At 35.0% G+C, this 14,685-nt stretch carries 11 protein-coding genes; 10 read left to right on the forward strand and 1 reads right to left on the reverse strand.

Annotation, left to right across the window (positions count from 1 at the left end; genetic code table 11):
- Nucleotides 1-85: 85 nt before the first annotated feature.
- Nucleotides 86-4,282, reverse strand: coding sequence for a hypothetical protein (locus G3A47_RS23660; protein WP_208328355.1), 4,197 nt, complete (start codon nt 4,280-4,282; stop codon nt 86-88).
- 438 nt (nt 4,283-4,720) lie between these two features.
- On the opposite strand from G3A47_RS23660, the gene G3A47_RS09785 reads away from it, so the two are divergent.
- The 10 genes from G3A47_RS09785 to G3A47_RS09830 all read left to right on the forward strand — a co-directional run bounded on the left by G3A47_RS09785 (nt 4,721) and on the right by G3A47_RS09830 (nt 14,684).
- Entirely contained in the window at nt 4,721-4,909 is a 189-nt protein-coding gene (locus G3A47_RS09785; RefSeq protein ID WP_166921981.1) for a hypothetical protein, read from the forward strand.
- Between the two features lie 131 nt (nt 4,910-5,040).
- Nucleotides 5,041-5,808 (forward strand): hypothetical protein, encoded by a 768-nt coding sequence (locus G3A47_RS09790; protein WP_166921982.1) that lies wholly within the window; start codon nt 5,041-5,043, stop codon nt 5,806-5,808.
- A gap of 72 nt (nt 5,809-5,880) precedes the next feature.
- A complete protein-coding gene (locus G3A47_RS09795; RefSeq protein WP_166921983.1) occupies nt 5,881-8,052 on the forward strand; it encodes a hypothetical protein in 2,172 nt (723 codons plus the stop codon).
- A 184-nt stretch (nt 8,053-8,236) separates the two neighbouring features.
- Nucleotides 8,237-8,869, forward strand: a complete 633-nt coding sequence (locus G3A47_RS09800; protein ID WP_166921984.1) for a hypothetical protein — start codon at nt 8,237-8,239, stop codon at nt 8,867-8,869.
- Between the two features lie 26 nt (nt 8,870-8,895).
- A complete protein-coding gene (locus G3A47_RS09805; RefSeq protein WP_166921985.1) occupies nt 8,896-10,035 on the forward strand; it encodes a hypothetical protein in 1,140 nt (379 codons plus the stop codon).
- A gap of 403 nt (nt 10,036-10,438) precedes the next feature.
- The gene (locus G3A47_RS09810) at nt 10,439-11,656 is read left to right on the forward strand and encodes a hypothetical protein (protein ID WP_166921986.1); all 1,218 of its coding nucleotides are present in this window, start codon (nt 10,439-10,441) and stop codon (nt 11,654-11,656) included.
- A gap of 412 nt (nt 11,657-12,068) precedes the next feature.
- On the forward strand, nt 12,069-12,263 hold the full coding sequence (locus G3A47_RS09815) for a hypothetical protein (RefSeq protein ID WP_166921987.1): 195 nt from the start codon (nt 12,069-12,071) through the stop codon (nt 12,261-12,263).
- Nucleotides 12,264-12,341: 78 nt separating this feature from the next.
- Nucleotides 12,342-12,812 (forward strand): hypothetical protein, encoded by a 471-nt coding sequence (locus G3A47_RS09820; RefSeq protein ID WP_166921988.1) that lies wholly within the window; start codon nt 12,342-12,344, stop codon nt 12,810-12,812.
- A 20-nt stretch (nt 12,813-12,832) separates the two neighbouring features.
- Nucleotides 12,833-13,390, forward strand: a complete 558-nt coding sequence (locus G3A47_RS09825) for a DUF6046 domain-containing protein (RefSeq protein ID WP_166921989.1) — start codon at nt 12,833-12,835, stop codon at nt 13,388-13,390.
- Nucleotides 13,383-14,684, forward strand: a complete 1,302-nt coding sequence (locus G3A47_RS09830; RefSeq protein ID WP_166921990.1) for a hypothetical protein — start codon at nt 13,383-13,385, stop codon at nt 14,682-14,684. Before G3A47_RS09825 ends, G3A47_RS09830 begins: the two co-directional genes overlap by 8 nt.
- Nucleotide 14,685 lies beyond the last annotated feature (1 nt).

The raw sequence follows: 14,685 nt of genomic DNA on the forward strand, positions 1-14,685 counted from the left end.
GATTCACTAAACTATTGTGAAACGGCCTCTTTTTCTCTTCTAAGTCAGAAAACACAAATCAAAGAAAGTATAACTTATGCTCTTTCTATTGTCTTATCTCAACATGTATTGCACCTTCTTTCGCATCATATAGCAACTTTCCACCCGACCCAAGACTACTATAAGGATGAATGATTTTAGTCACAGCATCAAACTCAACTAAACTCCTTATAAAATCTCTTGGGTTAATTATTCCATATTTATAAGAGACATCGACAATATTAAAACTTTTAAAGACTTCTTGAGATACACAATGCCTAGAAACTAGCTCACCTAATTTATAGAGTTTATCTGTCTTTTCTGCCATCAATTTTATAATTTCATCTTTAGATTTCCCATTCTTTACACCATCTTTATAGACTTTAACTACTGCTTCACCCGGTGCTGCATAATCAATATGATTACCGTTTGACTCATTTTCATACATAGCATTGGCTTGCTGAAGGGAGTTTCTAATAGTACTGGTTATGATTACTGATGTATTTGACGAATCAATGGCTGCTTTTTCTAAAATTTCTATAGTTTTATTACTAATTTGTTTAATTCGTTCTTGCGATAAACTTCTGGCAAACGAAACAATAGTACTATGTTTTCTTTTACTTTCAATTGCACTTTTTTTCTTATCAACATTTTTGTTCTTATCTGTGTTTTTGTTCTGCTTTATTTTCTGCTCCCCAATACTCACAGTTCCGGTGTTACTAGTTTTACCCGCCGGGTTTTGCACAATTTTTAAACTTTTGCTAAATTTTTCAGCATCCGCTGCAATCTCCCTACTTCTATCCCTTCCATTAATAACTTTTCTGGCATTCACATAATCTGTTTTTGAATCATTTATATATCTATTAATCCCAACACCGGTAAAAATTCCATTATTCATACCCCAAATCAAAATTTTAACCGCTAATTTTGGCTCTAACACTTTGTCAGGATAATTAACAGTATCTACACCAAACTGATCCTTTATTTTTTTATAATTTTTCTTCCATGTCAATTGCACATATCCTCTACCACAATACTTTACACCATCACCTTCTTTAGTATTTCCATTCTCAATTGCGGCTTTTCTTCTTTTTTCAGTATTAGCCAAGACCGGGTCATATCTATGATAACTAGCCTCTCTTCTTTCTTTATTCTTAATCCAAAAGCTCTCAATTACAGGTTTAAATGTTTTAAATGTTTCTGTATAAACCGTTGCAAGTATATAAGCGACTTGTTCTCGTCGTGGTGTTATTTTTTCTGCTGTATAATATTCGTTCATATCATTCAACAGATTTTTTAGATTTTCTTTGTTTTCGTCCTTATATTTTGCCATAAAATACTGCACATCAATTCCATATTTAGCGCCTCCTTTTATAGCGTTCTTAGATTCTCTCATAACAGCATTCAATCCGTTTGCAAAATACAGACTCGACTCAAAACCTTCTATTTCAATACAATAAACATCAATCAATGTTAACAAAGAATTCATTATATGCCAATCTTTGTTTAAAGTAAAATTGATTGCAATCGTACCTTCATTATTAACAATAGCCCTTTCTTTAACTTGTGGGTAATGCGCATATTTTTTAGAAACTTTTAATATTACATTGTTCCCAATCATATTTAACGTTTTAACCACCCCCGTTACTTTTGCGCCATACGGTACTTGGGTAAATGGCGTTACACGACTACCTTCATACATAAAATAAACATCGGTAATTTTTACACCGGACGTAACATTTAAAATAGCATCTTTATAAGCATTCTCATTTTTCTTAAATGGAAATACTACTCCATTTTCCAACCTTTCCAGTTCAAATCTAACCTTAGCCGTTTTACTGTTCTGAATACCAAAACGTTGTTGTAAAGCTGTATCAAATTTTATTGTTTTATTTATATTTCCGTTTTCGTCAGTTTTAGTGTCATTGTAATAATTAGGAACTTTACTGCCATTTAAGTAAAAATTAATTCTTACCGATTGTTTATTGTATTCCGGAATACTTGCTACAATATGATTGACCTCTCCTGCAAAACCGGATGTTTTCTTTTTAGTACCATCCTGGTATGCCCAATACGTCTGCGTTACTTGTGGGTCTTTTACAACTATCCTTTTAATCGATTTAGAATTAGATCCTTCTTTACTATTACTATAGGCTTCAATAATGAAATCCCCTTCTTTTTTAGGAATAGGAAAAGTAAAAGATTCTCCTTTAGCCAAATAAGGTTTTTTAGTTTCATCATTTTCTAAGTTTAACATCCAGTCGTCAGGAATATATATTCCGTTTTTATCATAAACCAGCCATTTCACATTTGCTTTTTCCTGCGGAGTAGCCGGAATTTGAAACGTATCGGCCTTAAACTTTGCCTTTTGATTGGTTTGTTTCAATAGGTAAGTATCTTTTACATTTCCTTCTTTTATAATGCTTTTTACAAAATTCTTAATCGTTTTGATACTATGATTTTGGCTCAAACCATATTGATCTTTACTGAATACTTTAATCGTAAATTGTCCTAAATCAGACATAACAAGACTGATACTGCCTGTTGTATCTAATTCTTGTTCTTTCGAAATGATACTTTTTTTCTCGGCATTTTCGTATATTACCTGATAGTACAGTTTTAACGGATTTAACGTTTTTACTGTCGGGTATTTTAAGTCAACTTTAAACGATTGTGTTTCTGCAGAAGGTCTTATAAATTTGCCTGTACTACTTGCGGGAGGAGTAATTGTAATTTCCTGAGCCACAATTTCTACCTGAACAAAGGCGGATTCATTTTCTTTTTTGCTATTGTTTGCTCCGGGATTAAGTCCGTATGCTTCTATTCTATAAATTCCTGCTGTTTCAAAAATATAATTAAACGAAGTTCCTTTGTCTGCAAAAACAATTCCTTTGTCTTTTTTATTTTTGCTATTGTAAATAATCCAGTTGATGTTTCCTTTTTCATGTAGATTTTCATTTATAAAAATTTCATCAACTAAAAATTCAAGATTTTCCCCAACAATAAATGAAGTTACCGCAGCATTTTTAATTTTTACTGCACCTTTATTTACGCCACTTCCCTGGATATCTTTCATTTTTCTTAGGAAAGCATAAACTTCCACTTTCCCAATAGCTGCGTATAGTTTATCGGCACTTAAATTAGGATATACTTTGGTTTTGGTGGTTATGGTAATGGTATTAGGTAAAACATCCAGTCCTTCGACTTCTTTTAACAATAAAAACAGTTCGTCGTATTGTTCGAAAAGGTTACTTATATTGATTGTATCATTGCTTAATTGTTTTACAATTGCTGTCCAACGCAATTTACTTTCTTTAGAAATCTTCCCTTTTAAGATATTGGCATCAATTGCCTTAATCATTTTTTTGCGAACAATATCCCAATTAAAACTTTGAGTTTCTATCACTTTCGTATTCGCCTGTTTTAAGAGGGCATACATTTGTGTGAATAGTACGTCTTTCGGTTTATCAATAAAATCTGCTGCAATGGCTCCTTCATCAAAAGCTTTAGAAATACTAGTCCAGTAGGCTATTACAGTTGCATCATTTGTAACTTTAGCAGCAGCTAGTCTCTTTTTAATTGCTTCTTTAATAGCTTCTAAAGTTGGTTCATCTGTATTCGTTTGAAGTTTATCCGGTACTGTTACTGTTTCTAATGCTGCCACACCCGCATAGGCCTGAGTTGTTAGACCGCTACTTAAATTTGACACACCATTCACCGCTCCCGACACCGGAGAAGTAATGCCGGCTGATGTGGAAGAACTAGTAGTCATTCCTTTTGTTACATCAGTAACGCCTTCTCCGGTTGGAGCATTTGAAATTGGTTTTGTTACCTGAGTAATCGAAGAATTACTATTTGACGATGTTGATCCTTTGGTTATTTGCCCTCTCTTTGAGGCAGTCGAGGAAGAAACCGAAGAGATGATACCATCGCCAGTACCTCCTACATTTGATGCTATCAAACCTGATTTGGCTCCCTCAGAAACCGAAGGAGTAGTACCAGCCAATACAGACGGATTGTTATTTGTTCCGATCATTTTATTGGTAGCGCCTCCTTCGATTGAGGTATTGGAATTATTTAAAATAGCAGCAGCATTTCGCTGTTTTTGCTCCTCCCATTCTTGTACTATATCTTTCTGCTGACTCATCTCTTTTGAAACTTTGGCCAACTCTTTTAGAATGTCTTTAGTTAATTGTTCGGAGCTACTTATAGCAGTACTGTCTTCTATCGAAATATTGAAATTATGAATGGTCTTTTTACGCATAGCTAGAGTATTTTTCAGGGTGTAAAAGTACCATTGACATTCGCGATTTTAAAATTTCAAAGCACTTGTATTCAGTAGTTTCAGCAAGTTTACTTTCTACTGAAACTACTGAATAGAGTGGCTTTTTTTTAGTTCTTTTTACATCCCTCTGCCCTACTTTTACACCCTCAAATAATACATGGTATAGTTGTATAACAGCCAATAGAAATTTGAAAATTTTCCCCAAATCAGCCTTATAAAATAATCCCTGTTTTATTAGAAATTAAATAAGGAAAAAGAAAATTTTATAAGAATCAATCGTTTCCCATTCATTACTATTTACGAGAACCATACAATAATCTCAACCATTGTTTTAACATCCTAAAATCTTTACTGTACAAGTTCCAAATCAGTCAGTAATTACCAATTGAATCACTTAATTATTTAAACTATATAAAAATGAAAAACAGCATTAAAAATTGGAAAACAACAGTAGCAGGAATTATCGTTGGCGGAGTAGCTGCCGCCGTTGCTTTAGGCTATATCACAACCGAAGTGGGCACACAAATAACCGGTATTTGTATTGCTCTTGGCTTAATTGTGAGCAAAGATGGCGATCAGAGCGGACAAACCGGTACAGCAAAATAACATTAAAAAAAACTAAGTCAGCTGTCACAAAATTGTATACTACTCCGTTGCAACAAATACTAAAATCAATTAAAAAAACGGAACAAATTAAAAAACAGCTCTTTATCAACATCTCTTAAAAAGAAAAAAACATGGCTATACAAACATTAGACACTATAAAAAACTGGTTTAAAACACGTTCGAAACCAACGCAAACCCAATTCTGGGATACCTGGGATTCCTTTCGACATAAAAACGAGAAAGTTCCCGTAAAAGAGATCGAAGGCATTGATGCTTTCCGACATAAAAGTGAAAAAGTTCCGACAAAAGAGGTTGCGGGCCTTGACGCAATGCTAAGTTCCAAAACAAGCAGATATGATTTCAAAACCGTTAATGGAGAAGAAATAGTCGGACAAGGAAATATAACAACATCCGGACCGGCTAAAATATCCTTACGCATCAGTAATAGAAACTCCAGCAACTTAACATTTGACGAATATTACAATTCTACTGATATAGCGGTAGCGATTAATCCTAAAGTCAGGACCGTAAATATATCAGGAGTAAACACGCCTGTATTGGTTTTAGAAACAAACATCCCCTATAACGGAGTGGTTAACGGTAGAAATGTATGGAGTGTACCACAAGAAGCCAGTACTCTCATAGTAGCATACTTCGTAAATGCTATTAGTAAGAATACAGAAGAAACAAATTGGATCAGAACTTCCCAAATGACAATGCCTTATGAGTACAAGATTAAATGTTTTCAGGATCCATTGAATGATTACAAAATTACTATGTTTTTAGAAAGGAAAAATGTAACCACCGGTTTAATAGATTACCCTATAGCCGGTTCAGCAATTGACAACGTTTATTTCAACATCACTATAGACTTTTTTGATCAAGTAATGGCTCCATAACAAATCTACTACTCCAATATCCGAAAGAGCTGAACCTAATAAAATCTACACTCAAAAATTTAAAAGAAAAAAATGCCTATACAAACTTTAAACACCATCAAAAACTGGTTCAAAACCAACTCCAAACCAACACAAAAACAATTTTGGGATACCTGGGATTCTTTTCGTCATAAGCACGAAAAAGTTCCGGTAAATGAAATTGAAGGAATTGACGATTTGCTTAATTCTAAAGCTGACAAAACAGTTTTAGATGAACACTTAAACGATGAAAACGCGCATGCTCCACAAGTGAATACAGATTGGAACAGTTCGTCCGGGTTTAGTCAGTTGCTTAACAAACCTACATTTAAAACTATAAATGGAGAAGCGGTAATTGGTGATGGAGATATCGTTATAAATAATGAGCCTCAAGGATTAAAATCGGTATTGGATAATAATCCTATTGCCGCTTATCCAACTGATTCTCATGGATACAGTAATGCAACCATAATGGGCAATTACGGTAATTATAAGTATAATAATATTACGGTAGGAAGTGAATCAGACAGCACCTCTTTTTTCCAGTTAACAAATCAAATATCGCTTAGTTGCAGAGTACTAGAAACTGGAGATACGGGTACAATATCTCTTTTTAGAGGTGACCCTCAAATATCTAAATATAAAAATGGAAAAAGTACAATAATAAAAATAGCTGACCCCATAACAAGCACCTTATTTGAATTTCCGGCAAAACCAGAAATATTTAACAAACATACTTATACCATCGCTACTACGGACGATTTCAAAACCGTTAATGGAGAATCTATCGTTGGAGAAGGAGATATCATTATCAATGAAAAAATAGGAGAAGCTCCCGTTGACGGAAATCAATATGGCAGACAAGATGGGGAATGGAAGCCAATTGCGAAAGCGACGTCTCCGAATTTACAAGAAGTTCTGACACAAAATAAAATTGCAGCATTTGATGGTATTGCGATGCAAATTGAAGATACGGCTACAAATAACCAAACTACAATATCCGGATCTACCATTACGATGACCGGTGCACCTCATAACAATACCTCCACTCTTTACAATGTAAACGGTTTTCAAACAATAGATAAAGTCAACAATAGCAATTTTTCATCAACAAAAAATGGATTCTTTTATTTCAATAATGCCTCTAAACATAATAGACTTGTTTTTGCTGAACCAGGTGACTCCAATTCGACAATTATACTTCCAGCCAAATCAGGAACTATAGCAACTACAGATGAAGTAAAAGCTCCGGTTTCGGCTACACAAATAGGAGTAGTTGACAATACCCCTCTGCAAGAATTAGGAGGAGTTGATAAGCTTATAAATGGCGTAAGAATAGGTAAAGGCAGTGGTACAGTTGATGCGGTGGGTAATACTGCGTTAGGTAACCTTGTTTTATCTAATAATACCACGGGTACCTTTAATACCGGTGCCGGTTGGAATGCGCTTACTGCCAACACTACCGGAACACAAAATTTAGGATTAGGAGCAAGTGCATTGAGCAGTAATGTTTCCGGAAACTATAATTTGGCCATAGGAGCATTAGCTTCAGCATATACTACAACTGGCAGTCAGAACACAACTATAGGAGCCGCAGCTGGTGGCGGAGTTGGTTCCAATTTTAAGCGAAGCATAGCAATTGGTTACAAATCATTAGGAGGTGCCGCTAATACCGGAGACCTAAATATTGCAATTGGCCATCAAATTGGGGGCAATCTAACCACAGGCTCGAGAAACGTTTTAATTGGGAATTCAAGCAACTCAACGACAGCTAATAATTTAACAACAGGAAATGACAACGTAATTATAGTCACTGCCGGTATTACTGCTGTAGGTATTACTACCGGATCAGGAAACGTAGCCATAGGCAAAATAACCGGTTTGGATCCCGCATTATCAAATACCATCGTTTTAGCTGATGGAGCCGGAAATAGAGCAATAGTTAAAAAAACTAATGGAGAAATACAAGCCCCAAATTTAACCAATGAGCTTATCGAGTCCGGAGGAAATACGTCACTAATTACAAAACAGTACTTTGACAGTATAGTTCCAAAAGTTGTCAATGACCTGTCAACTTCTCCTGTATCACTCGAATATTTAAATTCAACGTATCCCTTATTTCCTATCGGTTCAAGGGTTCAGTGTTTATCTATTGATACTGGCGCAATGATTTATGAAAAAACAAATTCGGGGTGGGTTAGCCATGCTATTAATTGGGTCGCTTAAATTTAAAATTAAATAATCTAAAAAAATACTCTCAAAAGTAATTCAACTTCCGGGGCTAAAACATTTAGATAAAGCTCCCGGATGAGAATTACATCTAACATAAAATCAACAATTATCAACAGAAAATTGGTTATTGCTTTAGAACTTAATTCTAAAATAAACAAACAACATAACTATAAAAAATATGGCTATACAAACATTACAAACTATTAAAAGCTGGTTTAAGACCGGTTTAAAACCAAAACAGCAAGAATTTTGGGATACCTGGGATTCTTTTCGTCATAAGCACGAAAAAGTTCCAGCAAAAGATATTGAAGGAATTGACGAATTATTAGAGGGAGATAAAATTATCCCATCTGGACAGTTTCTAATTTTTAAAGTAAATCCCAATATCGCAAATTATTTAGAAGCCGGTGACAGTGTAATAGGATATTGTGAAGGCAATTTTCTTTGTGAAGCCACCTATTATGGCGGAGACACCAATTTGATGAGCAGTTTTACAAAACCAAACAATATAGTGGGGAAAATTATATCATATGCCTCTAATGATCGACAATATCTTGACACTATTACTTATGAACTTAATGAGGAAGTATTACTAAGATCTTATAGTTGTGGTGCCTACAATGGAATTTTAATTATGTATAAAAAGCCTGGACAATCCGAATTTTCCAGTGCATGGCCTAGTGGTGTGTACCCACAATCATGGGTAACATGGCTTGAATTGACTGAAGGCACCATTATTAAATTAGTAGATACTATAGGGGGCCTAGCGGATTCGGAAGAATTCATAATACCTTATATACCAGCAGAATAAACATTGAAGAAAACAAATTAACAACTATGAAAAAAGCAATTGTACTATGCCTTTTAGCTATCGGAACGATAGTAAATGCTCAAAACCAGATTATAACTAAAAAATTACAACTTGATAATGTGCCTGATGGAAATAACACTGAAAAAATTCTTGTCATTGGAACGGATAAAATTGTAAAAAAAATCAATATTCCAGCTGCTGCTGATGGTAGTGAAACAAAGATACAAGCCGGAACCAATACCACTATTACAGGCGTTGGAACTCCCTACAGCCCATACATTATTAATGCTTCCGGTGGATCATCTTCTCCCGTGAGTGCATCACTACCGGGAATTGTTGATAACAAACAATTACAGGAACTTGGTGGAGTTGATAAATTGATCAATGGTGTCAGAATTGGAAGAGGCAATTCTAACCTACACAGAAACACCGCAATAGGCGCAGAAGCACTAAGATCTAATACTACCGGCGACTTTAATACTGCAGTTGGATTTCTTGTCCTGGAATACAATACGACAGGAAAATCAAATACCGGGCTTGGAGCTGGAGCATCCTATTATAATACTACCGGATCTGAGAACACAGCCTTAGGTCATCAAACTCTAAATTTTAATACTGTTGGAAATGGTAATACTTCTGTAGGGTTTCAAAGTTTAGTTCGAAATTACGCAGACAACAATACCGGAATAGGAACTTATTCATTGTGGGGGAATACAACAGGTGTCAACAATGTAGCTGTCGGATACAGCTCCGGAGCTGGTATCTCTTCAGGATCCGGAAATGTAGTAATTGGTGCTCGAACAGCTACTTCTGACAATACAAAGACCATAACTACCGGTAATAATAACCTAATAATTGCTCCAAACGGTGGTATTTTTAATGGCATAGTTTCCGGTTCCGGAAATATTGTACTCGGAAAAGCAGAAGGATTGCCAGCTACTTTAGAGAATAATATTGTAATTGCTAACGGTGTTGGTCAGATCAAAGCTCAAAATAATGGCACAAACTGGACTTTTAACGGACAAATCAATAAAAGTGCATTGGATACCCCTCCAACCTCAGCAACCGCTCCAGGTGTACTTGGAGAGATTAGAATAACAACAGCTTACATCTATGTGTGTACGGCAACAAATACATGGGTTCGTTCTTCTTTAACAACCTGGTAAAATAGTAATAATACAATCCGTTGGGTCTACTTATTATCTAACACATAGGAACATAGTTTAGAAATCAAAAAAAGACGTTTCACTTATTTAAAATTTCAATTGTCGGTCTGAGCAAAATCGATGGCCTCATAGCTAGACTATGTGATAGAAATGTGTCTCACTTTTATACTCTTTTTCAGAAGTAGAATCTATGCCTCCACATGTTATGTATAATTTTACCACTTTTACCCAACGGATTAATAACTTATAGACCTGGTTGCATCATATCAATGTAAAACTTACTTGCACGTTTTACTGAATTAGCACTATCGACTGCAACATCATTCTCAGTGATAGGAATCTAAAAAATCCGCCAAATCAGTATTTTCAAAACAATTTAACTAACCATTAATTCCAATACAATATGGCAACAAATATCAATACCATTCTAAGCTGGTTTAAAACCGGTAAAAAACCAACGCAAAAGCAATTTTGGGACGCTTGGCAAAGCTTCTGGCATAAGGATGAACAGATTCCACAAAGCAGTGTGGCTAATCTGGTAAATACACTGGATGAAAAAGCAGAAAAAACACAGTTTGAGGCACATCAAACAGACGAAAAAGCACATGCCGATTTACTGAATCTAAAAGAAGATAAAGCTCGTAAAGGACTAGCAAACGGTTACGCCCCTCTTGATGCCTCAGGTAAATTACGATTGAATTATCTATATGCCGCAAACGATCTTACTTCCGGCGGAACTCAAGTCGTACTAACGGCTGAGCAAGGTAAAATTTTACAAAACACAAAGCTAACCGCTACAATGGCTACTGATTCTGAAACACAAATTACCGGTCTCATTACCGAGGACGTTAAAGTCGTTAGTCGTTTAAAGCTTTTTAATTGGTGGGAATGGATTCGCTCCAAAAAAATACTTTTAAAATCAATTCAGTTACAACCAGGCACTACTACTGAGTCTCCTTTGATAATTCCAAACGGAATTTTGACCACAACACCGCAAGAAGGAGCGATTGAAAGAGATGCGAATGGTATCTTATGGGAAACACATGGTGGAGTAAGAACCCAAATTACAGCAACTCGATTCACTAAAAATATCGATCCCACTATCGGTACTAGTTTATTCGCACAGGAGAACCTTGTTGCGGGATCTGTTATCCCAGCTGCTACCTCTACAGGTCAGGGCAAAATTTACCCTTATGGATTAAAAAGCTCAACAAACATGGAAGCATTCGATATAATTGAAAGCTCATTTCTTATGCACCGGGAAACAAATCCTCCTACTGCCAATTACACCCTTAGATTTGAATTTTGGAAAACGGTAACAGCAAAAGGAACACCTGTTGTTCACAGGACTTACAACTATTCCTGGAACTCTGCCGAATTCCGTACACTTCCGGTAAAAATAATAATGACAAAAAATACCAACATGACAGAATTGGGGTATATCCTTTCGTATGTTGTATTAATTAATGGTGTTTTTGCTTATTCAACGTTTAACTTTTTTACCAATGATGATGCCGATTGTCGTCTGTTTTTGGTAAACAATGCACCGGAAACACATAACATTAATATCACTCAGATTCAGGCAACTAATTTGTTCATCCCAAGAGCTTTAAGCTTGTAAAAAACTAAGCTATAACAGCAGATTCAAAATTTCGAATAAAGCAAGTTCTCTACCGGCAGTAAAAACTCAAACTGCTTCATTAATAGTAAAGCCCACATCGGAAAACATAAGTTATCGATGGTGGCTTTACTATTTTTTTTTAATTGATATCAACTTTAATTTACATTTTCAAATCGATAAAAAACATCGGAAGCACAGCAACTAAACGCTCTACTCCTTTCTACTGAAACTACTGAAAACGAGAACTCTAAAATTCTTTTTTTCTCTTCTTCTGGAGTACTTTTACATACTCTAATATCGGCTATTGATTCTCAAAATAAACACTATAGTCCCTCCTAATTTTCAGATTTTTTAGAGCAGCATCACCTCAACAGTTTTAATAATCAAGTAACAATTAAACACTAAACCAATTATGGATTATACACCAAAAGATCTGGGAGAAACACCTAGAACACCCGACATGAGTACGTTTAAAAATCCCTTAGCACAAGTATCTGAAGGGAATATTTTTATAGACAGTTTTACGATTAATCCTTTAAATGTCTCTGAAAAAAAAGAAAGCCTGTCTGAAGTCATAAAAAAAGAAAGTCGAGACAGTTCGATTTAGTATTCAAAAGCTATAAAAAACTTTTGTAACTGACTCCGGATTACCATAAAATGACACCATTTATAAAACCACAAAAAAATGCCTGACGAAATAACCCTGCAAAACCTAAAAGAAAAATACGGTACCGTATTAAAACTCACCTCAGAGGATCAATTAACAACCGCTTACTGTAAAAAACCATCCTTTACTACATTTTTAAACTATCAAAATAAATACAAAGGCAATCCGCATGAAGCCATACTGTTTTTATTTAAAGAATGTGTACTTGAGAAAGAAAATTACGAAGACGAATTCATGCTTTCGGCCGGAAATTCTCTTGTAGCAATGATAAAAGCGGATAGCGAATTTGCAATAGACGCTACACCTCAGAAGGATGAGTTTAAAAAATCGGCAGCCCTTATCAGACAAGCTTTTCAGGTAGATCCTTATCAATTAACAATGGATGAGTTTTACAAATTACTCGAAGAAGCCCTATGGTTGCAAAAACACAATGAGATAAGGCTGGAAAACACTTTCATCACGGCCTTTGCTAAAACATTTTCAAACTAAAAATAATAACATAAAAACACATGAAATTCAATTTTAATGTAAACGAAATTTTAGATCCTAAAGACAACGAATATACAGGTATTAACTATAACGAAACCGAGTCGAAAGATTTTATTATAGACAAAACTGGGGGAGAATTTAATCTGAGAGTATTTGCCCCTTTGGTTTTTGAACCTCTAACCAAAAAAGACCTTAAACTTCCGGGTTTGCGAATCGATGCAGTTACCGTTAATCTAAATCGATCCAAAACCATAAAAAAAGAGAGCATCGAAGGGAGAGATTCAACGATCAAAGAACATATTACAAATGGAGATTTTAGCATTTCTATAGATGGACTTATTGCTAATGAAACGGGAGATGAATATCCAAAAGAAAAACTTTTTTTGCTGAAACAATACTTAAATGCCCCTTATGCTTTAAGAATTACACATGCCATTTTAAATCGATTTGGAATTTATGAGTTAGTAATCGATTCGTATTCCATTCCTTCTATTTCGGGAACAAAAAACATCCAGAAATTTACGGCCAGTGCCACATCAGACGAAACAGTAGAACTAATAATTAGAGACAATGCTTAAATTAAATGCTAAAATTAGAGTTTACGAAACAATAAAACTTATCCCGACTCCTAAGTTTTATGAATTTACTTATGTAAAAAATGTAGAGATCAGCAGTTCGTATAAATCACTTACTGACACAGCTACTCTTGTAATGCCCAAAAAAGTATATACGGATACTAAAGATTTTGATCAGAATCTATTTTCAAATGCAAGTGGTAAGGAAAAAACAATTCATGATTTTTTTAAGCTGGAAAACTTCATAGAAATATTTTTAGGCTATGACGGCGATTACAAACCCGCTTTTAGAGGTTATATAACAGGAGTACAATCTGACATCAATGCGACTATATCTTGTGAAGATATGATGTATGCTTTAAAAAAAATAAAAGCCGTAAAAAATGACGATGTTCAGGATCCGAAGGATGCACTTAATATTGTGGCAGCGAATCCGACTACAAATGTTGAAAATTTTAATCCCAAAACATTCTTCGAAAAAAGAATCAGAGAATTAAAATTACCTTTTAAAGTGAATGCTCTTAACGAGGAATTGGGCAATATAATGATTAACAGAAATCATAGCTTGGCTCAGGTTTTTGAAATGCTGAAAGACCGTGGAATTTTTACCTATTTCAAAATCGAAAAAACAGGACCTGTACTTACCATTACCAATAATCCGCAGCAGTATACAGCTACTGAATTAGGCGGTTTTATTGATCGAAATTTTATTAAAAGTCCACTGGTTGGAGCCCTTACAAAAAAATTGATCAATAAAGGGCTTGACTTGTTAAGTTCTCAATTAAACAAAGCAATGCAGGCCATTCCCGGAGGTTTTTTAGGGAAAGCACTTTTTAGATTTCATTATAATATCATAGAAGATAAATTGGTTGTTGTTAAGGAATCCACAAAGAATACCCGTACTCGAGTAGAAAAATACTTTAAAAATTCAAACACTCCAATCTATATTGAATTAGGAGATCCAAACGGACAGTTAATAAAAACCCATGTATTGCATAGTGATACCGACGAATTGCCTACAGATCCTACAGCTTTTAAAAAAGCGGCTGCCGAAACTGCTTCAGCATTATTTCAACATGCTGCTTTTAGAGCAATAGAATCTAAACCAAGTGGATTTGAAGGTTCTTTCCTCACTTTTGGAGAACCGTTTGTAAGACCAACAGACAAAGTAATTCTTGAAAATGCAAAAGACAAAGAAAAAAACGGAACCTTTCAGGTAGAAAAAGTAGAACGTAGTTATGGCGAAAATGGCTATAGACAAAGGATTTATATAGGACGAAGAGTCGAAGCAATCTAAA

It is taken from the genome of Flavobacterium poyangense (genome assembly GCF_011751075.1).
GTDB classification, from domain to species: Bacteria; Bacteroidota; Bacteroidia; order Flavobacteriales; family Flavobacteriaceae; genus Flavobacterium; species Flavobacterium poyangense.

Excerpts from the sequence above, each read along its gene's own strand:
- G3A47_RS23660 (WP_208328355.1), bottom strand. The coding sequence starts at position 4,282 with ATGCGTAAAAAGACCATTCATAATTTCAATATTTCGATAGAAGACAGT.
- G3A47_RS09820 (WP_166921988.1), top strand. The coding sequence starts at position 12,342 with ATGCCTGACGAAATAACCCTGCAAAACCTAAAAGAAAAATACGGTACC.
- G3A47_RS09830 (WP_166921990.1), top strand. The coding sequence starts at position 13,383 with ATGCTTAAATTAAATGCTAAAATTAGAGTTTACGAAACAATAAAACTT.
- G3A47_RS09795 (WP_166921983.1), top strand. The coding sequence starts at position 5,881 with ATGCCTATACAAACTTTAAACACCATCAAAAACTGGTTCAAAACCAAC.
- G3A47_RS09810 (WP_166921986.1), top strand. The coding sequence starts at position 10,439 with ATGGCAACAAATATCAATACCATTCTAAGCTGGTTTAAAACCGGTAAA.
- G3A47_RS09825 (WP_166921989.1), top strand. The coding sequence starts at position 12,833 with ATGAAATTCAATTTTAATGTAAACGAAATTTTAGATCCTAAAGACAAC.
- G3A47_RS09800 (WP_166921984.1), top strand. The coding sequence starts at position 8,237 with ATGGCTATACAAACATTACAAACTATTAAAAGCTGGTTTAAGACCGGT.
- G3A47_RS09790 (WP_166921982.1), top strand. The coding sequence starts at position 5,041 with ATGGCTATACAAACATTAGACACTATAAAAAACTGGTTTAAAACACGT.
- G3A47_RS09805 (WP_166921985.1), top strand. The coding sequence starts at position 8,896 with ATGAAAAAAGCAATTGTACTATGCCTTTTAGCTATCGGAACGATAGTA.
- G3A47_RS09785 (WP_166921981.1), top strand. The coding sequence starts at position 4,721 with ATGAAAAACAGCATTAAAAATTGGAAAACAACAGTAGCAGGAATTATC.
- G3A47_RS09815 (WP_166921987.1), top strand. The coding sequence starts at position 12,069 with ATGGATTATACACCAAAAGATCTGGGAGAAACACCTAGAACACCCGAC.